Source organism: Pseudomonas siliginis, assembly GCF_024072275.1.
GTDB lineage: Bacteria > Pseudomonadota > Gammaproteobacteria > Pseudomonadales > Pseudomonadaceae > Aquipseudomonas > Aquipseudomonas siliginis.
In genome coordinates this window covers 1,514,046-1,534,552 of sequence record NZ_CP099598.1, presented here as the reverse complement: position 1 = coordinate 1,534,552, position 20,507 = coordinate 1,514,046, and the positions used below count along the sequence as shown (strand labels likewise).

General features: G+C 59.8%; 20 protein-coding genes, 1 tRNA gene and 1 pseudogene. 5 read left to right on the top strand and 17 right to left on the bottom strand.

What is annotated here, in order from left to right; all coding sequences use genetic code 11:
* Positions 1-2: 2 nt before the first annotated feature.
* Complete coding sequence (locus NF676_RS07300; RefSeq protein ID WP_252887454.1) at positions 3-980, bottom strand: SDR family oxidoreductase; 978 nt, start codon at positions 978-980, stop codon at positions 3-5.
* Between the two features lie 152 nt (positions 981-1,132).
* A complete protein-coding gene (locus tag NF676_RS07295) occupies positions 1,133-2,710 on the bottom strand; it encodes a histidine kinase famiy protein (protein WP_252887453.1) in 1,578 nt (525 codons plus the stop codon).
* Positions 2,711-2,906: 196 nt separating this feature from the next.
* On the opposite strand from NF676_RS07295, the gene NF676_RS07290 reads away from it, so the two are divergent.
* Positions 2,907-3,905 carry a ribonuclease Z gene (locus NF676_RS07290; RefSeq protein WP_252887452.1) on the top strand — a complete coding sequence of 333 codons (999 nt, stop codon included), beginning with the start codon at positions 2,907-2,909 and terminating at the stop codon, positions 3,903-3,905.
* A 23-nt stretch (positions 3,906-3,928) separates the two neighbouring features.
* On the opposite strand, the pseudogene NF676_RS07285 reads toward NF676_RS07290, so the two are convergent.
* The 7 genes and pseudogenes from NF676_RS07285 to dapA all read right to left on the bottom strand — a co-directional run.
* A pseudogene (locus NF676_RS07285) lies at positions 3,929-4,063 on the bottom strand (hypothetical protein); the annotation flags it as partial.
* Positions 4,064-4,103: 40 nt separating this feature from the next.
* A complete protein-coding gene (chrA, locus tag NF676_RS07280) occupies positions 4,104-5,459 on the bottom strand; it encodes a chromate efflux transporter (protein ID WP_252887451.1) in 1,356 nt (451 codons plus the stop codon).
* Between the two features lie 120 nt (positions 5,460-5,579).
* Positions 5,580-5,669 (bottom strand) — tRNA-Ser (locus NF676_RS07275).
* 84 nt (positions 5,670-5,753) lie between these two features.
* Positions 5,754-6,467, bottom strand: coding sequence for a phosphoribosylaminoimidazolesuccinocarboxamide synthase (gene purC, locus NF676_RS07270; RefSeq protein ID WP_016771262.1), 714 nt, complete (start codon positions 6,465-6,467; stop codon positions 5,754-5,756).
* A gap of 28 nt (positions 6,468-6,495) precedes the next feature.
* Complete coding sequence (locus NF676_RS07265) at positions 6,496-7,257, bottom strand: MBL fold metallo-hydrolase (RefSeq protein WP_024012002.1); 762 nt, start codon at positions 7,255-7,257, stop codon at positions 6,496-6,498.
* A gap of 6 nt (positions 7,258-7,263) precedes the next feature.
* Positions 7,264-8,379, bottom strand: a complete 1,116-nt coding sequence (bamC, locus tag NF676_RS07260) for an NlpB/DapX family lipoprotein (protein WP_076566403.1) — start codon at positions 8,377-8,379, stop codon at positions 7,264-7,266.
* 17 nt (positions 8,380-8,396) lie between these two features.
* Positions 8,397-9,275, bottom strand: coding sequence for a 4-hydroxy-tetrahydrodipicolinate synthase (gene dapA / locus NF676_RS07255; RefSeq protein ID WP_016771265.1), 879 nt, complete (start codon positions 9,273-9,275; stop codon positions 8,397-8,399).
* Positions 9,276-9,603: 328 nt separating this feature from the next.
* Between dapA and NF676_RS07250 the strand changes: the two genes are divergently transcribed.
* Both NF676_RS07250 and NF676_RS07245 read left to right on the top strand, forming a co-directional pair.
* On the top strand, positions 9,604-10,164 hold the full coding sequence (locus NF676_RS07250) for a glycine cleavage system transcriptional repressor (protein WP_024012001.1): 561 nt from the start codon (positions 9,604-9,606) through the stop codon (positions 10,162-10,164).
* A gap of 10 nt (positions 10,165-10,174) precedes the next feature.
* A complete protein-coding gene (locus NF676_RS07245; RefSeq protein ID WP_041478861.1) occupies positions 10,175-10,648 on the top strand; it encodes a peroxiredoxin in 474 nt (157 codons plus the stop codon).
* 119 nt (positions 10,649-10,767) lie between these two features.
* On the opposite strand, the gene NF676_RS07240 is transcribed toward NF676_RS07245, so the two are convergent.
* Entirely contained in the window at positions 10,768-11,838 is a 1,071-nt protein-coding gene (locus tag NF676_RS07240) for an AI-2E family transporter (protein WP_041478862.1), read from the bottom strand.
* A 32-nt stretch (positions 11,839-11,870) separates the two neighbouring features.
* Positions 11,871-12,110 (bottom strand): sulfurtransferase TusA family protein, encoded by a 240-nt coding sequence (locus tag NF676_RS07235; RefSeq protein WP_041478863.1) that lies wholly within the window; start codon positions 12,108-12,110, stop codon positions 11,871-11,873.
* A 96-nt stretch (positions 12,111-12,206) separates the two neighbouring features.
* Here NF676_RS07235 and NF676_RS07230 point away from each other — a divergent pair, with 96 nt between their 5' ends.
* Positions 12,207-13,640 carry a M48 family metalloprotease gene (locus NF676_RS07230; RefSeq protein ID WP_252887450.1) on the top strand — a complete coding sequence of 478 codons (1,434 nt, stop codon included), beginning with the start codon at positions 12,207-12,209 and terminating at the stop codon, positions 13,638-13,640.
* Positions 13,641-13,721: 81 nt separating this feature from the next.
* Here NF676_RS07230 and NF676_RS07225 read toward each other — a convergent pair whose 3' ends face one another.
* From NF676_RS07225 to rpoE, 4 genes are all read right to left on the bottom strand, one after another.
* Positions 13,722-15,155: a DegQ family serine endoprotease gene (locus NF676_RS07225; RefSeq protein WP_150742398.1), complete on the bottom strand. Its 1,434-nt coding sequence runs from the start codon at positions 15,153-15,155 to the stop codon at positions 13,722-13,724.
* 208 nt (positions 15,156-15,363) lie between these two features.
* The gene (locus NF676_RS07220) at positions 15,364-16,329 is read right to left on the bottom strand and encodes a MucB/RseB C-terminal domain-containing protein (protein WP_252887449.1); all 966 of its coding nucleotides are present in this window, start codon (positions 16,327-16,329) and stop codon (positions 15,364-15,366) included.
* An 8-nt stretch (positions 16,330-16,337) separates the two neighbouring features.
* Positions 16,338-16,925, bottom strand: coding sequence for a sigma-E factor negative regulatory protein (locus NF676_RS07215; RefSeq protein ID WP_008077804.1), 588 nt, complete (start codon positions 16,923-16,925; stop codon positions 16,338-16,340).
* Between the two features lie 30 nt (positions 16,926-16,955).
* A complete protein-coding gene (rpoE, locus tag NF676_RS07210; protein ID WP_003172477.1) occupies positions 16,956-17,537 on the bottom strand; it encodes an RNA polymerase sigma factor RpoE/AlgU in 582 nt (193 codons plus the stop codon).
* Positions 17,538-18,093: 556 nt separating this feature from the next.
* On the opposite strand from rpoE, the gene nadB reads away from it, so the two are divergent.
* Positions 18,094-19,710: an L-aspartate oxidase gene (gene nadB, locus NF676_RS07205; RefSeq protein WP_150742396.1), complete on the top strand. Its 1,617-nt coding sequence runs from the start codon at positions 18,094-18,096 to the stop codon at positions 19,708-19,710.
* Here the strand turns inward: nadB and NF676_RS07200 are convergent.
* Together NF676_RS07200 and NF676_RS07195 are read right to left on the bottom strand one after the other, a co-directional pair.
* Complete coding sequence (locus NF676_RS07200) at positions 19,679-20,131, bottom strand: protein YgfX (RefSeq protein ID WP_252887448.1); 453 nt, start codon at positions 20,129-20,131, stop codon at positions 19,679-19,681. The genes nadB and NF676_RS07200 overlap by 32 nt on opposite strands.
* Positions 20,115-20,369: an FAD assembly factor SdhE gene (locus NF676_RS07195; RefSeq protein WP_007911418.1), complete on the bottom strand. Its 255-nt coding sequence runs from the start codon at positions 20,367-20,369 to the stop codon at positions 20,115-20,117. Before NF676_RS07195 ends, NF676_RS07200 begins: the two co-directional genes overlap by 17 nt.
* Positions 20,370-20,507 lie beyond the last annotated feature (138 nt).

Genomic DNA, 20,507 nt, shown 5'->3' with positions numbered 1-20,507 from the left:
CATCAGAGCTGTAACAGAACCACGCCGACCAATATGGCAATCACTGCCGATATCGCCAGCACTTGTGTCGAGGTCAAGGCCAGCGCCGCGTCCCTGGAACGGCCGACGAAGCGGCCGCGAATCTGATGCCGATCCGACTGCGCTTCGAACAGGTTGTCCGGGTGCTCGTTGTCTTCAGGCTCATTGGTCTGCTGACCGGACCATGCACTTCGCGCCATCAAACGGTCGAGCAGACCGGGCATGACCGACTGCCCAATAATAGCTTTGATCGTCGACCACCCCAGCCACAACTCTCGCGGAGGATGCTTTACCACACTGAAAATCGCCCGTGCCGCTACGTCGGGGTCGTGAATCGGTGGCACCGGTTGGGGACGCTTGGGCAATTTGTTGCGCGCCCAGTCGAACTGCGGGGTATTGATCGCGGGCAATTGCACCATGCACACGCGAATATGGCTGCGCTCATGCAGCAACTCACAGCGCAACGAATCGGTAAAACCGCGCACGGCAAATTTTGCCCCGCAGTAAGCGGCCTGCAACGGAATGGCCCGATAGGCCAGCGCCGAGCCGGCCTGAATGATCAATCCTTTGTTACGCGGACGCATCAACGACAGCGCTGCCAACGTGCCATGAACCGTGCCGAGATAGGTCACCTGAGTGACGCGCTCGATCTCGGCGGCGGACAATTGTTCTATCGGCGAGAGCACCGTGACCATCGCTGCATTGACCCACACCGCCAGCGGCCCGAGCGTGGCTTCCAGTTGCTGCGCGGCCTCTTGCACGGCGAGCGCATCGGCGACATCGACGCTGACTGTTTCAACCTGAACGCCATACGCTTGCAGTTCCTCTTGCGTGGCGGCCAGGCCCGCCGGATCACGCGCCAACAGTCCGATGCGGTAGCCGCCAGCGGCAAACCGATGGGCCACCGCGCGCCCTACGCCAGCACTGGCGCCGCTAATCACCACCAAAGATTGCTCCTGCATGAACCGTCCTCGTCGACGCTCAGTCGATCGGCCCGTTATTGATCATCAAGTCATCGCTCACTGCCAACATCTCCTCAGGGATCGGGTCCCTCACTGGTTGTTCAATGCAGTCTTTAGGATGGACGCCGAACGTGCGCCGTCAGTTCGTTTTTTCAGCCGAGCATCAAGCGCAGCTTGCGCAAAAGGTCCACCGGCGCGTAGGGCTTGGCGATCAATTCGAACTCATTGTCAGCCAGCTCATTGGGCGTCGACTCGTCCGCGCAGTACCCGGTCGTCAGCAGGATCTTCATGGCCGAATAGCGCTGGCTGATTTCCCGCGCCAGTGCCAGCCCGTTCATCTCGCCCGGCATGACCAAATCGGTGAATACCAGGTCGTATTCGCTACTCTGCAGCACGGCCAGTGCCTCGCTCGCATCTGCAGCGAGGTCGGTGTGGTAACCCTGTTCGGACAATACAAAGCGCGCCAGTTCAGCGACTTCGGCGCGATCCTCGACGATCAGGATGCGCTCCGTGCCCTTGAGATTTTCTGCGGCTTCAGCGGAGCCAGATGCCGATAGCTGACTGTCATCCGCCGGGAAGAACAGGCGCACCGTGGTGCCGAGTCCCGGCGTCGATTCGATTTTGACCACACCGCCGGATTGCTTGACGAAGCCGTAAACCATCGACAAACCGAGGCCGGCACCGTTGCCTTCCTCTTTGGTGGTGAAAAACGGCTCCATCACTTTGTCGAGATCGTCAGCGGCAATGCCCACGCCGTTATCGGCAACCGCGATGCAGACGTAACGCCCCGCCGCCAGTCCGCCTTGGTGAGGATCCGTCGAGTCCGGTACATCGACGTTGCGGGTCTGCACGGTGATCGCAGGTTGCTGCTGGTCAACCAGCGCATCGCAGGCGTTGGAGAGCAAATGGTTCAGCGCCATCTCCGCCTGCGCCGGGTCGAGCCGGCAGTTCCACAAGTCCTCGGCCAGTTCGAATCGCGGTTCCAGATCGGCGGATTCATGCGTCGGCAGCGTAGAGCGCTCAAGTAAGGCATTGAGATTGATCACCCGGCCTTCGAGCCGTTGTCGGCGGGAGAATGCCAGCAGATGCTGGGTCAGCAAACGTGCTTTTTCCGCCGCCGCGCGAGCGTGGCCGGCGCCGACCACGATGCGTTGCGGATCGATGCTCGGCCGCTTGGCGGTGTGCTGGATCAGCTCGATGTAGCCGATCATCACTTGCAACAGATTGTTGAAATCGTGGGCAATGCCTCCGGTCAACTGCCCGAGTGCTTCCATGTTTTCGCTGTATCGCAAACCGTCCTCGGCGTCACGGCGGCGGCTGACGTCCATTTGCGAAGCGAAGAAATACACCAGTTGTCCGCGCTCGTTGAATAGCGGCGCGATGAACAGCTCGTTCCAGAACGACGAGCCGTCCTTGCGATAGTTGAGCACCTCCACGCAGGTTTCGTGGTGATGTTTCAGCGCTTGCTTGACCCGTTGCAACACCGCGCGATCAGTCTGCTCGCCTTGCAGAAACCTGCAGTTGCGCCCGAGCACTTCTTCCAGCTCGTAGCCGCTGAGTTCAAGAAACGCATTGTTGGCAAAAATGATGGGATCGTCGGGCTGCGCTGGATCGGTGACAATCATGGCCATGCGGCTGACCTGCACCGCCGCGAAAAACACATCTTTGCGTTCTTGCGAAAGGGTCGCCGCATCGGCGCGGTCGACGATCGGCCTGGATTTTCTTGGCAAGTTGACCTCCGCTAAGTGACTCCGTTTCGCTGTGACCATCATCAGCGAGCGAAGTGCCAAGGCCAGAAGCCGACAGCGCGGGTGTCCGATGAATTGTCGCAGTCCATCGATGGATCCGAATCGCCTCGCTGATTGTCGAAAGCTCACCGAGAACTGCACGCAATATCTGAAATCCGATCCGCCAGGGAGAACCACCGTGGATTTGTTGTTTCTGGGCACGTCTGCCGGCGTGCCGACCCGCCAGCGCAACGTCAGCGCGACGGCACTGATCGCGTCTGCCGGCAAGGGCTGGTACCTGATCGATTGTGGTGAAGGCACCCAGCATCAGGTGCTGCGCACGCCGCTGTCGCTGAGCGAGTTGCGGGCGATTTTCATCACTCATGTGCATGCCGATCACTGCCTGGGCTTGCCGGGCCTGCTGGCTAGCACCGGCATGTCCGGACGCACGCGACCACTGGACATTATCCTGCCGACAGCGCTGCATCCCTGGCTGAAAATGAGTCTGGAGGTGACGCAATCGTATCTGCCGTTCGAGATCAACCTGCATGCTGTGGAAACGCTTACAGAGTGGCGCAGCGTCAACGTTCAGGTGCAGACCGTCGAGTTGTCGCACCGTGTGCCGTGTCATGGTTATGTGTTCACCGAGTCCGACCCGGAACCGCGTCTGGACGTGCAGCGCCTGGATGCCGAGGGTATCGAACGCGGCCCGCTCTGGGGTCAGTTGGCCCATGGTCAGGACGTGGAGGTTGACGGGCGGATGCTGCACGCTCGCGACTATCTGCTGAGTTCACGACCTGATCGACGCATCATTGTCTGCGGCGATAACGATCGGCCGGCACTGCTGGCCGAAGTGGCGCAATCGGCGGATGTGCTCGTGCATGAAGCGACATTCGTGCAGGCAGCAATCGACCGCGCTCGTGCCAGTTACGGCCACAGCAGCGCCGCCGCTGTCGCTGGATTTGCCGAATCAGCCGGGGTGCGCAATCTGGTGTTGACGCATTTCAGCGCGCGCTATCAGGCCAATCCGGCGGTGAGCCCGTCGATCGAGGATGTGCGCAACGAAGCGGCAGCGCTGTATCACGGCCAACTGATTCTGGCGCGGGATCTGCAGCGCTATCACCTCGACCGTTTGGGGCATTTGCAGCCCGTAGCGATCGAGCGCAAATCTTTGCAAGTCACGAACATTTCCCAGTGATCAACCGGGGCGCGCCGCCTGATGTCAGGCGCGCGCCTCATCAAGCGCTCATAGACGATCTTCGCCCGTGCTTCAGCTGCGATGTTGGAGCGCATGTCGGCGCCCTTGTTGAGCATGACGATGATCGAGCCAATGATCTCCAGGTGACTGAGTTCTTCAGGCCTCCAGCGCGCGATTCGATTTCCGGCGCCGCGACCACTAACGCAGCAAATGCACCACCAACCCAACCAACGCACAGCCCAGCAACACCTGAATCACTCCGCGTTTGAAGCGAAACAGCGCAATGGCCGCCGCAAGCGCAATCAACGCCGACGGCCAGTCCAGGCTGCCGCTGAAACCCGGCGGCCAGAGCACGTGGTAGCCGAAGAAACACGCCAGGTTGAGAATCACCCCTACCACCGCGGCGGTGATGGCGGTCAGCGGCGCGGTGAATTTGAGTTCGTCATGCGTAGACTCCACCAGCGGGCCGCCGGCGAGGATGAACAGGAATGAGGGCAGAAAGGTAAACCACGTCACCAGCGCGGCGGCGACCGCTCCGGCGAGGAACACCTGATCGGCGCCGAACACCTGCGACACATAAGCCCCGACAAAACCGACAAACGCCACCACCATGATCAGCGGCCCCGGTGTGGTTTCGCCCAGCGCCAGGCCGTCGATCATCTGGGTCGGGGTCAGCCAGCCGTAGTGACCGACCGCACCTTGATAGACATAGGGCAGCACCGCATAAGCTCCACCGAAGGTGAGCAGCGCTGCCTTGGTGAAGAACCAGCTCATTTGCGTCAACGTGCCCTGCCAGCCGAATAGCGCGGTCAATACACCCATCGGCAATGCCCACAGCGCGGCACCGATCACGGCGATCAAGGTCAGTTTCTTCCAGCTGAAACGGGCATGGGCCGGGGTTGGCGTGTCGTCATCGATCAACGCCGCGCCGAAAGACTTCTTCGCCGCGCTCTGCCCACCGGCCCTGAATTTCTCCGGCGCCATTCGACCGCCGAAATAGCCAATCACCGCCGCGCCCAGCACGATCAGCGGAAACGGCACATTGAACGCAAAGATCGCCGTAAACGACGCCGCAGCAATCGCCCACAGCCAGTTGTTCTTCAGCGCCCGCGAACCGATCCGATGGGCCGCCTGCACGACGATGGCCGTCACCGCAGGCTTGATCCCGTAAAACAGCCCGGCCACCACCGGCACTTCACCGAAGGCGATATAAAGCCACGACAGGAAAATCAGGATGAACAGCGAAGGCAGCACAAACAACGCCCCGGCCACAATCCCGCCCCAGCTTCGATGCATCAGCCAGCCAATGTAGGTCGCCAGCTGCTGCGCCTCCGGCCCGGGCAGCAACATGCAATAGTTCAAGGCATGCAGAAAACGACGCTCGGAAATCCAGCGCCGGCGCTCGACCAACTCCTGGTGCATGATCGAAATCTGCCCGGCCGGCCCGCCGAAACTGATAAAGCCCAGCTTCAACCAGAACCAGAACGCCTCGCGCAGACTCACGCTCTGCGGCCTAACGTCATCATCACCCGCCAACGGCTGAACTTCACTCATCGAGCTGTTCCTTTTATGCAGTCGGCAGGTTGTACCCGAAAAGCATTGCGAACAAAACGCCAGAAACGAAAAAGCCCCCGTAATCAGCAATGATTACGGGGGCTTCGTCTTGTTCAATAATGGCGGAGAGATAGGGATTCGAACCCTAGGTACCGGTGAAGGTACAACGGATTTCGAATCCGTCCCATTCGGCCACTCTGGCATCTCTCCAACGGCGCGCATCATAACAACACTTTCGTCGGTTGCGAACCCCCCAAACGAAATTTTTTCCGTGCTATCAGATGCTTGCGTCGATTAAAGCGGTACGCCCAGACGAGCGGCGACTTCTTCGTAGGCTTCGATGACGTCACCGAGGCCTTGGCGGAAGCGGTCCTTGTCCATCTTCTTCTTGGTGTCCTTGTCCCACAGACGGCAGCCGTCCGGGCTGAACTCGTCGCCGAGGACGATGGAGCCGTCGCTGAACACGCCGAATTCAAGCTTGAAGTCGACCAGCAGCAGGCCGGCGTCGTCGAACAGTTTGCTCAGGACTTCGTTAACCTTGAGCGACAGTTCCTTCATGCGCGCCAGTTGCTCGGCGGTGCCCCAACCGAATGCCACAACGTGGGATTCGTTGATGAACGGGTCGCCCTTGGCGTCGTCCTTCAAGAACAGTTCGAAGGTGTACGGGTTGAGCTTCATGCCCTCTTCGACGCCGAGACGCTTGACCAGGCTGCCGGCGGCGTAGTTACGCACGACGCATTCCACCGGGATCATGTCGAGCTTCTTCACCAGGCACTCGTTGTCGCCCAGCAGTTTGTCGAATTGGGTCGGCACGCCGGCAGCTTCGAGTTTCTGCATGATGAAGGCGTTGAACTTGTTGTTCACCATACCTTTGCGATCGAGCTGTTCGATGCGCTTGCCGTCGAACGCCGAAGTGTCGTTGCGAAACAGCAGGATCAAGCGGTCAGCGTCGTCGGTCTTGTAAACCGATTTGGCTTTGCCGCGGTAGAGTTCTTCACGTTTTTCCATGATGGGCTCCGCTTGCTAAGTAGGTGGGCTAGGCGATGTGGCGCCAGTCGAGCCCTGAATCTTGATCGGCCAGTTGCAGCCAGTCCGGGTCGCACCCGAGAGTGTCGACAAAACATTGCCGGGCCAGCTGCGGCAGGTTGTTCTTGCTGCTCAGATGGGCCAGGACCAGGTGTTGCAAGCCCTGCCAGCCCAACTCGGCCACCAGGAATGCCGCCTGATGGTTGTTCAGATGTCCGCGTTCGCCGCCCACCCGCTGCTTGAGAAAGTACGGGTAGTGACCACGGGCCAGCATGTCGCGGCAATGGTTGGACTCGATCATCAATGCATCGAGGTCCCGATAGCCATCCAGCACCCGCTCGCAGAACGATCCCAGGTCGGTCAGCAGGCCGAAGCGCCGCTGTTCCTGATCGCTGAAGACGTACTGGGTCGGCTCCTGCGCGTCATGGGCCACGGCAATGACCCCGACGTTCAGTGCGCCGATCTGCAGTTGCTCGCCGCCGGCGAGAAAGCCTGCCGGTTCCAGCGGTTTGCGCATCCCGCGCAGTGTGCCGCGACTGAGGTAGACCGGCAGATTGTAGCGCCGAGACAGCAAACCCACGCCATGCACGTGGTCGGCATGTTCGTGGGTCACGAGTATCGCGCTCAGTTGCGCCGGGTGCACACCCAGGCGCAACAGACGTCTTTCGGTTTCCCGCAGGGAAAAACCACAATCCACCAGCACGTACGTATCAGCACTGGCGATCAGCGTGCCGTTCCCTTGGCTACCGCTGCCGAGAACGGCAAAACGCATATCGGATCAGCCCAGGTTGTCCTGAATCACGCTCAACACTTTACGCGCGACATCGGCCGGCGCGACGGTGTTGATGTTCTTTTCGACGGTGACCTGGATGTTCTCGCCCACCTTGCTCAGGCGAACCTGATAACGCTCGGCGCGGGCTTCGACTTCTTCCTTGCTCGGCGCACTGCCGAACAGGCTGCTGAAGAAGCCAGGCTTGTCGTCTTTCTTCTCGGCTTTTTCGGCCAGGTTGATGTAGTAAAGGCCCAGGCTGCGGTTGATGTCTTCAACGCGCCATTCGCCCTGTTCCAGCGCACGGCCGACGCTCGACCAGGCGCGGTCCAGATCGGTACCGACGTTCAACACCGGGTTGCCGCTGCCGTCTTCGTTCAGGCTGACACGGCTCGGCGCGTCGAAATCACGCGAGGCCAGCATCGACACCGAGCCGCCCTTCTCGGAGGTGCGACTCATGCTCGCGAGCATGTCGTCGACCAGCGCAGCGTCCAGGCCAGTGTTGACCGAACGGTTGGTGAAGGCCACGTCGGCCGTGCTGCCGGCAGGACGCTCGGCGCTGACTACGTAGATTTCACTGGTGTTGCGCTGCACGCCCGGCTCGATACGTACGCGCACACGGGTTTCGCTGTCGCTGGCGATACCGGCCGCACTCAGGCGCTTGGCCATCGAAGCGGACAGCTCGTCGGAGTGCTGCCAGGTAGTGGTGAACTCGCCGGTCTGCGGACGTTGTTCATCCAGACGGAAACCGTTGTCCTGGAAGAACTGCAGCGCCACTGGCCAGACTTCGGCCGGTGGGTGCTGGGCCACGACCCAACGCGTATCACCGCTCTTCTGCAGCGAGTAATCCGTGGCATCGGCAACCGCCGACAGCGGCTGAGGACGCGGCACGACGTATTCGCCCGTCGCGGTGTCATCGGCCACATTGCGCGGGATCGGCAACAGCGGATCGAGACGCTTGGCAGTGCTCACATCCGGTGGCAATTGCATCGGTGCAGTCTGTTGCGCTTGCAGGTAATCGCTTCCACGGTCGCGGAAATAACCTTCCGGCCCCCAGACCCATCCGCAGCCACTGGTGCTGGAGATAATCAAGGCAAGTGCGGAAAGTCCGGCCATTCGCTTCATGCGTTGTACTTCCTCAATTAAACCAGGACGTTGCACTGGCGCAGGGCCGAGCGCAGCGTTTCATGACAAGGGGTGCTCAGCCAGGTCAGTGGCAGGCGGATGCCTTCGTGCATCAGGCCCATTTCGACCAAAGCCCACTTCACCGGAATCGGGTTGGCTTCGATGAACAGGTCCTTGTGCAGCGGCATCAGTTTTTCGTTGATTGCGCGTGCGGTATCGGCGTCGCCCTTCAGCGCGGCCTCGCACAGGTCAGCCATTTCGCGCGGGGCGACGTTGGCGGTGACCGAGATGTTGCCTTTGCCGCCCAGCAGGATCAGCTCGACAGCAGTCGGATCATCGCCGGACAGCACGATGAAATCCTTGCTCACGCCATCGATGATCGCTTTGGCGCGCTTGAGGTCGCCGGTGGCTTCCTTGATGCCGATGATGTTCGGCACGGTGGACAGGCGAATCACCGTCTCGGCCTGCATGTCGCAGGAGGTGCGGCCGGGAACGTTGTAGAGAATCTGCGGAATGTCGACCGCTTCAGCGATGTGCTTGAAGTGCTGGTACAGGCCTTCCTGGGTCGGCTTGTTGTAATAAGGAACCACCAGCAGGCAGGCATCGGCGCCGGCGGCTTTGGCGTTGCGGGTCAGCTCGACGGCTTCGCGGGTCGAATTGGCGCCGGTGCCGGCGATGACCGGAATGCGCCCGGCAACCTGTTTGACCACGGCTTTGATGACGGCGATGTGCTCTTCTACATCAAGGGTGGCCGACTCGCCGGTAGTACCGACGGCGACGATGGCATGGGTGCCGTTCTTGAGGTGGAAGTCCACGAGTTTGCTGAGGCTGTCCCAGTCAAGACGCCCTTGTGCATCCATGGGAGTGACCAGTGCCACCATACTGCCCGCAATCATGAAACCGCTCCTGCCGGAAAAAGAGAGCGGTAATGGTACTGGCGCCAAGATGCTTGCACAAGCGAAGTACTGCGCCGCTGCCATTCCCCTTGGCGCCGCTTTTCGCTACCCTTCAGACTTTGATCGGTACAGATCAGCTTGTACGCCGGGTTTCAGCTTCCCCTTTCGGCCTCCCAGGCCCCGTTCCTGCGTCGCATCGACGCGCTCCCGCACAGAGGAGCGAGCCGCGAACGCTGGCCGGGGCTCTTTATACGGACCGCCAGAACAGGCACGCCCGGCCACCAATGCCCGTCAACCTACCGACCGCTCATCGCTTTAGGAATGCTGCATGTCCACCCCCACAGTTCGCGAACAATTCCTTGTCATCAGTGCCCTCGGCGCCAACCCCATGGAGCTGACCAACGTCCTGTGCCGCGCCAGCCATGAAAACCGCTGCGCTGTCGTCACCTCTCGCCTGACCCGCCACGGCGAGTGCAGCGCTCTGGTGCTGGAAGTTTCCGGTAGCTGGGACGCCCTCGCGCGCCTCGAAGGCAGCCTGCCATTGCTGGCCAAGCGTCACGCTTTCACCGTCAACGTGGTGCGCAGCGCTGCTCTGGAAAATCGTCCGCAAGCGCTGCCTTACGTGGCTTACGTCAGCTCGGCGTATCGCCCGGACATTATCAATGAGCTGTGCCAGTTCTTCATGGACCATAACGTCGAACTGGAAAACCTCACCTGCGACACTTACCAGGCTCCCCAGACCGGCGGCACCATGCTCAACGCCACGTTCACCGTGACCCTGCCGGCCAACACGCAGATCAGTTGGCTGCGCGATCAGTTCCTCGATTTCGCCGACGCGATGAACCTGGATGCCCTGATCGAGCCTTGGCGCCCACAAAACCCAATGTAAGGAAGCTTTCATGGCCGTTGTCATCGACCAACCGGTTGCGGATTTCACCGCGCCTGCGACCAGTGGGCAGACCGTCAGCCTGTCCGAACTCAAGGGCAAGCAAGTGGTGATCTACTTCTACCCAAAGGACAGCACCCCGGGCTGCACCACTCAAGGCCAGGGCTTTCGCGATCAATATGCGGCATTCAAGGCTGCCAACACCGAAGTCTTCGGCATTTCCCGCGACAGCTTGAAGTCGCACGAAAACTTCAAAGGCAAACAGGAATTCCCGTTCGAGCTGATCAGCGATAAGGACGAGGCGGTTTGCCAGCTGTTCGACGTGATCAAGCTGAAAAAGCTGTATGGCAAGGAATACCTGGGCGTTGATCGCAGCACTTTCCTGATTGATAAGGACGGTGTGCTGCGTCAGGAATGGCGTGGTGTGAAGGTGCCGGGGCATGTTGATGCCGTGCTGGCGGCGGCTGAGGCTCTGAATAAAGCCTGATGCTTTTGCTGCGTCGTCACCGACGCCATCGCTGGCAAGCCAGCTCCCACAGGGTTCAGCACATACAAAACCTGTGGGAGCTGGCTTGCCAGCGATGAGGCCAAAAGCCTCACCCCGATTTAAAGCAACGGCGCCACCACCGGCTCCTTGCGCGGCCACGCATCGAGCACAGCCTTGAACAGCGTCGCCAGCGGGATCGCAAAGAACACACCCCAGAATCCCCACAACCCGCCAAACAACAGCACCGCGCAGATGATTGCCACCGGATGCAGATTCACTGCTTCCGAGAACAACAGCGGCACCAGCACGTTGCCGTCCAGCGTCTGAATGATTCCGTAGACCGCCATCAGGTAGATGAACTGATCGCTCCAGCCCCACTGGAACAGCGCAATCAGCAGCACCGGCACGGTCACCACTACCGCACCGACATACGGCACCACCACCGACAAACCTACCAGCAACGCCAACAACGCCGCGTAGTTCAGGCCCAGCGCGATGAAGGCGATGTAGGTCACGCCGCCGCAAATCACGATCTCGATACCTTTGCCCCGAATGTAATTGGCGATCTGCCGGTTCATTTCCTGGGCGACACGGGTGATCAGGGCGCGCTCGCGAGGCAGATAGCCGCGCACCCACTCACCGATCATCGCCCGATCCTTGAGGAAAAAGAACACCAGAATCGGCACCAGCACAAGGTAGATCATGATGTTCACCAGCAGCGGCAAACTCGACAACGAGAAAGTCAGTGCCCACTGACCGAACTTGCCAATCTCGCCCCGCGCCGCCTCGATGGCTTGCAAGACTTGCTCGTCGGACACCAGATGCGGATAGCGCTCGGGCAATAGAAGCAGCAGCGATTGCCACTTGGCGAGCATGCCCGGCAACTCGTTGAACAGCGTGATCAATTGATGCCATAGCAGCGGCAGGACCACGACGATGAACAGCATCAGCGCGCCCATGAACAGCGCAAACACCAGCCCCACCGCCACGCCGCCCGGCACGCGCAGCCGCTCGAGCGTCACCACCAGGCCCTGCATCAGATACGCCAGCACCATGCCCGCCAAGACCGGCGCAAGCATGCCGCCGAGGGTGAGCACGGCGGTGAAGGCGAGAACCAGCAGCACCGCCAGCACCACGGCTTCTTCATCGGAGAAGTAGCGCTGAATCCAGTCGCGTAACACTTTGAACATCAATAATCCCTTCGATCGTTAACGCGCTCGCGTCAGGCTTTTTTCAACCAGTAACGGTAGACGCCAGCCTCGTCTTCTTCGCGCAACAGCGCATGACCGGCCAGTTTGGCAAAGGTACGGAAGTCGCGTTGCGAGCCGGCATCGGTAGCGATCACCTTGAGCACAGCGCCGCTGTGCAGTTTGTTGAGTTCCATTTTTGCCTTGAGCAACGGCAACGGACAGTTCAGGCCACTGGCGTCCAGTTCCACGTCATGGGCTACAGCGTCAGTCATTGCGTCACTCCGGTTCGTTGTCGAGCTGCCTAGAATATCTGGTCGCGGCTTCGGTGTCCGGCTACAGTAAGGTCTTTGTCCTCCAAGGCTTTGTGCATGACTTTTCTGCGCCCTACCCTGCTGACGCTCGCTTGCCTGCTCGCCTCACCAGGCTTTGCCGACGATCTGCCGTCACTCGGCGACGCCAGCTCTGCCATTGTCTCGCCGCAACAGGAATACCAGCTCGGCCGCGCATGGCTGGCCATGCTGCGCAGTCAGGTTTCCCAGCTCAACGATCCGCAGCTCAAGGACTACGTCGAATCCAGCGTGTACAAGCTGGTCGAGACCAGTCAGGTTTCCGACCGACGTCTGGAATTCATCCTGATCAACAGCCCGCAACTCAACGCCTTTGCAGCGCCGGGCGGCGTGGTCGGGGTCAACGGCGGCCTGTTCCTCAACGCCCAGACCGAAGGTGAATACGCCTCGGTGCTCGCTCACGAATTGGCGCACTTGTCGCAACGCCACTTTGCTCGCGGGGTGGAAGCTTCACAAAGAATGCAGGTGCCGATGATGGCCGCGTTGCTGGCCGGCATTGTCATTGCGGCGGCCGGCGGCGGTGATGCCGGCATCGCCACCATCGCTGGCACCCAGGCTGCGGCGTTGCAGGAACAACGGCGCTTCTCGCGACAAAACGAACAGGAGGCAGATCGCATCGGCATCCTCAACCTGGAAAAGGCCGGTTACGATCCGCGCTCGATGCCGACCATGTTCGAACGCCTGATGCGCCAGTACCGCTTTGACGCCAAACCGCCGGAATTCCTCCTGACTCACCCGGTCACCGAATCGCGTATCGCCGATACCCGCAACCGCGCCGAGCAGGCGAAACCGGGCGGCATCGAAGACAGCATGCGCTACCAGTTGATCCGCGCGCGGGTGCAGTTGATCTACGAAGAAACCCCGGGACTGGGCGCCAAGCGTTTCCGCGCCCTGCTCGATGAGAACTCGAAAAACGATGTGGCACGTTACGGCCTCGCCATCGCCCAGATCAAGGGCGGCCAGCTCAACGAAGCGCGAGAGAACCTCAAGCAATTGTTGGCCAAGTCGCCAAACGAGATCATCTACAACCTCGCTCAGGTCGATCTGGACATCACCAACAATCGCCTGCCCGATGCGCAGTCACGGGTCGACCGCATGCTCACGCAGTTCCCGGGCAACTATCCGCTGAATCAGGTGCGTGTCGATCTGCTGTTGAAACAGAATCGCGCCGCCGATGCCGAGAAGGCGCTGGACAGCCTGCTCAAGTCCCGCCCGGATGATCCGGACGTCTGGTATCAGGTTGCTGAAACCCGTGGCTTGTCGGGCAACATCATCGGCCTGCACCAGGCGCGAGCCGAGTATTTTGCGCTGGTCGGCGATTACCGCCAGGCCATTCAGCAGTTGGACTTCGCCAAGCGCAAGGCTGGCAACAACTTCCCGCTGTCCTCGCGCATCGATGCCCGCCAGCGTGAGCTGATGGAACAGGAGCGTATGGTCAAGGACATGATGGGCTGAGTCTTTCCAGACAAGACAAAAACTTCAGACACAAAAAAACCGCCTCTTTCGAGGCGGTTTCTTTTTTACCTTGTTGCAGGCTTATTCAGCCAGTTTGAAGGTGATGAAGCTGGCACGGCCCTGACGCAGCACACGCATCGACACCGAACGGTTCTTCGGCAACGCCTTGGCGATGTCGGTGAACTCCTTGGCCGAGCCGATGGCCTGGTTGTTCAGGTGAGTGATCACGTCACCCGGTTGCAGACCGATCAGGGCCGCAGGACCGTCCTGCACTTCCTTGATCACCACACCACCTTTGAGGTCGTAGGCTTTCTTCTGCTCGGCGGTCAATTCGCCGACCGCAACACCCAAGCGGTTGCTGCTGCTTTCCGCGCCGGATTTCGGCAGTGCGTCCAGCTCTTTGTCTTCGTCCGGAATCGCGCCGACAGTCAACTCGACATTCTTGCGCTTGCCTTCACGAATCACTTCCAGATTGGCTTTTGCGCCAGCCTTCAGCGCGCCGACCAGATGCGGCAGATCGGCGGACATGACGATCGGCTGACCGTTCATGCTCAGGATCACGTCGCCAACTTGCAGGCCGCCCTTGGCCGCAGGGCCGTCATCCTGGATCTGTGCAACGAGCGCGCCAGCTGGCTTGTCCAGACCGAACGACTCGGCCAGATCCTTGTTCACTTCCTGAATGACCACGCCCAGCCAGCCGCGGCTGACTTTGCCACCGCTTTTGAGCTGATTGGAAACGTCCATCGCCACGTCGATCGGAATGGCAAACGACACGCCCATGAAGCCACCGGAGCGGGTGTAGATCTGCGAGTTGATGCCGACCACTTCACCGTTCAGGTTGAACAGCGGGCCACCGGAGTTGCCCGGGTTGATCGGCACGTCGGTCTGAATGAACGGCACATAGTTTTCGTTCGGCAGGCTGCGGCCGACAGCGCTGACGATGCCTTGGGTCACGGTGTGGTCAAAGCCGAATGGCGAACCGATCGCGACGACCCACTGGCCAGCCTTCAGATCCTGGGATTTGCCGAGCTTGAGCACCGGCAGATCCTTGCCTTCGATTTTCAGCAACGCCACGTCGGAACGTGGATCGGTGCCGACCAGCTTGGCTTTCATCTCACTGCGGTCAGCCAGACGGACGAGGATTTCGTCAGCATCGGCGATCACGTGGTTGTTGGTGAGGATGTAGCCATCCGGCGAAATGATGAACCCCGAACCCAGCGATTGCGCTTCACGCTGACGCCCGTCGCCACGCGGCGAGCGCTGCTGAGGCGGCATGCCGCGCTCGAAGAATTCGCGCAGCATCGGTGGCAGACCTTCCAGATCCGGCATCTGCTGATTCACGCGACGGTCCGGCAGTTTCTGCGTGGTACTGATATTCACTACCGCTGGCGACGCTTGTTCGACCAACTGGGTGAAATCAGGCAGATCGGCCGCTTGCGCAGCAGGGACCGCCTGACCGAGCAACAGCACGGTGGCGAAGATGGAAAGATAAGACTTCAAACTAGGTATCGACATACAGCTCCCGTTACGACGAGCAGGGTTAAGCGATATGGAGCAAAGGAACACCGGAAACCACAGACCGGTATTTTTGTTCCGGGAACAACAAACAAGGCCAGAGCCGTGAGGCTCTGACCTATAAAAAATTTTCAGGGGTTTTGCAAATGAAAATGCTCAGCAAACATTTCGACGTCTCGACGACGAGGTGGAAATGACTGAAATCAGCTCACTGCTTGCTGGTCGCAGCGCCATCGTTGTTACGCATCGATAGAGCGATTCGTTCGGCGGTGCCAATCGGGATTTCGCCAACCACCGTAACCATCATTTCACCTTGCGGTGTAGTCAAACGACGGGATACCGCGACGGTCGGACCCAACTGAGTGCGGGTGTCGGTGACGGTGGCACCGTTCAATGGCTCAAGGAACACCGAGAAACGCGCCAAGCCATCGTCATACATCAAGCTGCTGACCTGGGTCTTGGTCTGCGCATCCTTGTGCGAACTGCTGCTGGTCAGCTCGAAGCCTGGCGGCAGCCAGTCCGAACGCCACTCCTGCACGGTTTTCGCTGCAGAAGCCTTGTCGCTTGCGATGTTGATCGGCTTGCAATCGGCGTCTGCCAACAAGTCCTTGTCCGACGGGATTTCATCCGTGTCGAGGCTGGTGAACTGGAAACGTTCGAGCAGCTGTCCCTTGTCGTTCAACAGCAACGACTTGAGCGGCAGGCCGGTTTTCTTGTCCAGATGCAGCTCGAAACCGTATCGGTGCTGATCACGAGGGGTCAGCGACACGATCACTGCGTCACGGCCGGCCACGCGCGACTTGCCAATGACGGCAAGGTCATACCAATTCTTCAGCTTTTTGGGGTCCAGCGCACGGGCGGCAGCGTTGGGCGCGTCACCCAATCCCGCAATCAGGGTGCCGCTGACGCATTGAGTACGTCCATCAATGCGCACGACTTCCTGAGCCGAACCGTCGAGCTGCAATAACCGCTCGCGGACCTGGCCATTCTGGACACGATGCCAGATGTTGTGCGTGGAAAAACTGCCGTTGCGCTCATAAACGAAAGTACCGTGAAAGCTTTGCTGCTGCTCGGCCTGGCCCAGACGGGTCAACCAGTCCTGGGCCTCGTCAGCGTGGGCTGGAACGATGAACCAGCCGCTGAGCAGAAGCGAAAGTAGAGGGATGGCGCGCATGATCCTCCTTAACGGTTTTCCAGACTTGCGGCACGTGCGTATGGCAGCGCGCTTTCAGTTCCTTTGAGTGCAGCCTGCTGAGCGTGCTGACGCAGATAGCCTGGCAGACGCTGATCATGCCAGCCTGGCTGACCTTGCAGAACGCCGTTAGCCATAGGCCCAGTCGCTTCCGAGCTTTCGCTGTAACCAGCCAGAACTGCCGGACCTTTGACCTGTGGAGTGGCCAGAGTAGGCTGGTTCGACTGCTGGGCCAGTTCAACACCAGCGATTTCGTCCTGGTTGTACAGGCGAACACCGGCCAGAACGGCCACGGTTACCGAAGCGGCAACAGCGAGGCGACCCAGGTTACGCCATGGGCTGCGGGATACTTTGGCCGGAGCCGTTTCGTCTTCCAGCGCAGCGGATACTGCCGCAGCGATATCCAGACGCGGAAGCAGCAGATCCTTGTGCATGGCTGCCCGAGCGATCTGGTAACGAGCCCAGGTCTCACGGGTATCAACATCATCCAGTGCGCTAAGCACTCGACGCAATTCCAGTTCGTCCGCTTCGTTATCCATCACTGCGGACAGCGATTCCTGCAGGGCTTCACGACTCATGGCGTTCCTCTCTTGGCTGTCGCCGCTGTCTCAGTTTTCCTGCAACAACGGTTGCAGGGCTTTGTCGATGGCCTCCCGAGCGCGGAAAATCCGGGAGCGCACGGTACCCACCGGACACTGCATGACGCTCGCAATGTCCTCGTAACTCAGACCATCGAATTCACGTAAAGTTAAAGCGGTACGCAAATCCTCTGGCAGTTGCTGGATGGTCCGATGGACGGTGCCTTCGATCTCATCCCGCAGCAATGCACGTTCTGGTGATTCGAGATCCTTGAGGCCATGATCGCCATCGTAGAACTCTGCATCCTCTGAACTTACATCGCTATCCGGCGGCCGACGGCCGCGGGAAACCAGGTAGTTCTTTGCCGTGTTAATGGCAATACGGTACAGCCACGTATAAAACGCACTGTCACCGCGGAAATTTCCAAGTGCCCGATACGCCTTGATAAAGGCTTCCTGAGCAACGTCCTGGGCTTCATGGGTGTCGTGCACAAAACGCACGATCAACCCGAGAATTTTGTGCTGATATTTCAGCACCAGCAGATCGAAAGCTCGCTTGTCGCCACGCTGTACGCGTTCGACCAGCTGCTGATCCTCTTCCTGGGTTAGCATGAACACTCCTCGATAAGCCCGGAGGAGACTTGCATTACTAAACGACCAGACTTGCAAACATAGACTCGGGCTTTTCGCAAAAGTTCTCCCCCTCCAAGCAAGTTTCCTGCGAGCTCTGATTTGGCACGCACGAAAAACGCAGCGCGGGATAAACCGGCTGCGCGAATAATCTTGTTATCGGTTTCGCCGGCAGGAATCCAAACGCAGATTCCGCACTGAAGCCGACACTGTCCCTGGTTTCTGGCACCGTCTATTGATCTTGGGCCTTTGGCAAAAGTTCCAATTATTTATAGCCGCACCCACCTGACATTGCGCAACCCTGCTCGGAAAAGTCTGTTTCAGCGCCGATACAGGTGTCTTTTTCCCAAACCGGCAAAAAAACTTCCGACGAAGCACAGCGCTTTTTACCGCGCAGTAGTCTCACAATGCCATCTGGGCCTGGCTATTGTGCCGCCCAACCCCTCTATATACTAGTGGGCTGTGTGGCTGTCTTGACTCGCCGATCCAGCTGTCTTGCGCCAACCCCGACCCGGGTCGCTTTGAGCGGAATCCTGAAATGAGCCAACAGTTCCAACACGATGTTCTGGTGATTGGCAGCGGTGCTGCCGGTTTGACTCTCGCTTTGACCTTGCCCGGTCATCTGCGCATTGCCGTATTGAGCAAAGGCGATCTCGCCAACGGTTCGACCTTCTGGGCCCAAGGCGGCGTGGCCGCGGTGCTCGACGATACCGACACTGTCGAATCCCACGTCGACGACACCCTCAATGCGGGCGGCGGCTTGTGTCACGAAGACGCGGTGCGTTTCACCGTCGAGCACAGCCGCGAAGCCATCCAATGGCTGATTGACCAGGGTGTGCCGTTCACCCGCGACGAACAGTCCGGCACTGAAGATGGTGGTTTCGAATTTCACCTGACCCGCGAAGGCGGCCACAGTCATCGGCGCATCATCCATGCTGCAGACGCCACCGGTGCCGCGATCTTCAAAACCTTGCTGGCCCAGGCCAAAGAGCGTGAAAACATCGAATTGCTGGAACAGCGCGTCGCCGTCGATCTGATCACCGAACGCCGCTTGGGCATGGAAGGCGATCGTTGCCTGGGCGCTTACGTGCTGAACCGCGCCACGGGCGAAGTCGACACCTACGGCGCACGTTTCGTGATTCTGGCCTCGGGCGGCGCAGCCAAGGTCTACCTTTATACCAGCAACCCCGACGGCGCCTGCGGTGACGGCATCGCCATGGCCTGGCGCTCCGGTTGCCGGGTGGCGAACCTGGAATTCAACCAGTTCCATCCGACCTGTCTGTATCACCCGCAAGCCAAAAGCTTCCTCATCACCGAGGCCCTGCGTGGCGAGGGCGCGCATTTGAAGCTGCCCAACGGCGAGCGCTTCATGTATCGCTTCGACAAACGCGCCGAGCTGGCGCCTCGTGACATCGTCGCGCGGGCCATCGACCATGAGATGAAGCGCCTGGGTGTCGACTGCGTATATCTCGACATCAGCCACAAGCCTGAATCGTTCGTAAAAACTCACTTCCCGACTGTTTATGAACGCTGCCTGGGCTTCGGCATCGACATCACCAAACAACCGATCCCGGTGGTTCCCGCCGCGCACTACACCTGTGGCGGAGTGATGGTCGATCAGCACGGTCGCACCGACGTGCCTGGTCTCTACGCCATCGGCGAAACCAGCTTCACCGGCCTGCACGGCGCCAATCGCATGGCCAGCAACTCACTCCTGGAATGCTTCGTTTATGCCCGTTCGGCAGCGGCGGACATTCTCGCGCAACTTGATGAGGTCGCGGCGCCAAACGCCCTGCCCGCTTGGGACGCCAGCCAGGTCACCGACTCGGATGAAGACGTGATCATCGCGCACAACTGGGACGAGTTGCGCCGATTCATGTGGGACTACGTCGGCATCGTGCGCACCAACAAGCGCCTGCAACGGGCGCAGCACCGGGTGCGTCTGCTGCTGGATGAGATCGATGAGTTTTACAGCAACTATAAAGTCAGCCGCGACCTGATCGAGTTGCGCAACCTGGCACAGGTTGCCGAATTGATGATCAGCTCAGCCATGGAACGCAAGGAAAGTCGCGGGCTGCACTACACCCTCGACTATCCGGATATGCTGCCCGAAGCGCTCGACACTATTCTGGTGCCGCCCACCTACGCCGGCTGAACTTGAGCCGCACTCGCAGGCGTCGGTGCAGATCCGCCGCCTGCGAGTCACGTGGTACGCAGATCGACCTGACCCGCCACTCTCCGCGCAGGCGAAAGCGCAACACCACAATCAATGGCAGCGCCAGACTGTCCGGGCGCAGTTGCACCGCTTGCCAGCCATCAGCTTGATTCCAGACCTGCCAGCCATCGCCATCGCGCCGCAAGCCGCAAAATGCTTGCGGGTGGTTCAGCAGAATCTGCCGTGGCAGCACCCAAAAACCGTGCAGCGCACAGGCGCAAGCGCCGAGCAGGCTGGCCCAGAGCGGAATCGACAGCAGGAATAAAGAACCCATGGCGGACGCCTGGGCCAACAGATACGCCGCCAGCAACTGCCGTGAGGCATGCCAGCGGCATTCGAACGTATTACTTGGGCTGGACACGATCCAGAATCATCCGGACCATGCGTTGCAGCTCCGGATCTTCCGACTCGCTGCGCTCCATGAACCAGCCGAACATGTCCTGATCCTCACAGGTCAGCAAACGCACGTACAGATCGCGATCCACTTGATTCAACGTCGCGTAAACCTCCTGCACGAACGGCACCAGCAGCACGTCAAGCTCAAGCATGCCGCGACGGCTGTGCCAAAAGAGGCGATTCAGTTCAACTTGTTCGACCATAGAGCCCTCCTCGAATTTGCCGGGCAGTATACAGCCCCGGCGCGGGCCGCACAGTCGGCTTTGGTCGGGGACCCCTGATCCTTTATCAACTACCCATTTCAACCCTGCCCCCTTATGATGTGCCCCAGTCTATTTACC

Bases quoted from the DNA above. Each gene is read 5' to 3' on its own strand.
- chrA (WP_252887451.1), bottom strand. From the start codon at position 5,459: ATGAGTGAAGTTCAGCCGTTGGCGGGTGATGATGACGTTAGGCCGCAG.
- NF676_RS07245 (WP_041478861.1), top strand. From the start codon at position 10,175: ATGGCCGTTGTCATCGACCAACCGGTTGCGGATTTCACCGCGCCTGCG.
- nadB (WP_150742396.1), top strand. From the start codon at position 18,094: ATGAGCCAACAGTTCCAACACGATGTTCTGGTGATTGGCAGCGGTGCT.
- rpoE (WP_003172477.1), bottom strand. From the start codon at position 17,537: ATGCTAACCCAGGAAGAGGATCAGCAGCTGGTCGAACGCGTACAGCGT.
- NF676_RS07230 (WP_252887450.1), top strand. From the start codon at position 12,207: ATGACTTTTCTGCGCCCTACCCTGCTGACGCTCGCTTGCCTGCTCGCC.
- NF676_RS07235 (WP_041478863.1), bottom strand. From the start codon at position 12,110: ATGACTGACGCTGTAGCCCATGACGTGGAACTGGACGCCAGTGGCCTG.
- NF676_RS07265 (WP_024012002.1), bottom strand. From the start codon at position 7,257: ATGCGTTTTGCCGTTCTCGGCAGCGGTAGCCAAGGGAACGGCACGCTG.
- NF676_RS07215 (WP_008077804.1), bottom strand. From the start codon at position 16,925: ATGAGTCGTGAAGCCCTGCAGGAATCGCTGTCCGCAGTGATGGATAAC.
- NF676_RS07240 (WP_041478862.1), bottom strand. From the start codon at position 11,838: ATGTTCAAAGTGTTACGCGACTGGATTCAGCGCTACTTCTCCGATGAA.
- NF676_RS07250 (WP_024012001.1), top strand. From the start codon at position 9,604: ATGTCCACCCCCACAGTTCGCGAACAATTCCTTGTCATCAGTGCCCTC.
- NF676_RS07300 (WP_252887454.1), bottom strand. From the start codon at position 980: ATGCAGGAGCAATCTTTGGTGGTGATTAGCGGCGCCAGTGCTGGCGTA.
- bamC (WP_076566403.1), bottom strand. From the start codon at position 8,379: ATGAAGCGAATGGCCGGACTTTCCGCACTTGCCTTGATTATCTCCAGC.
- NF676_RS07195 (WP_007911418.1), bottom strand. From the start codon at position 20,369: ATGGTCGAACAAGTTGAACTGAATCGCCTCTTTTGGCACAGCCGTCGC.
- NF676_RS07220 (WP_252887449.1), bottom strand. From the start codon at position 16,329: ATGCGCGCCATCCCTCTACTTTCGCTTCTGCTCAGCGGCTGGTTCATC.
- purC (WP_016771262.1), bottom strand. From the start codon at position 6,467: ATGGAAAAACGTGAAGAACTCTACCGCGGCAAAGCCAAATCGGTTTAC.
- dapA (WP_016771265.1), bottom strand. From the start codon at position 9,275: ATGATTGCGGGCAGTATGGTGGCACTGGTCACTCCCATGGATGCACAA.
- NF676_RS07225 (WP_150742398.1), bottom strand. From the start codon at position 15,155: ATGTCGATACCTAGTTTGAAGTCTTATCTTTCCATCTTCGCCACCGTG.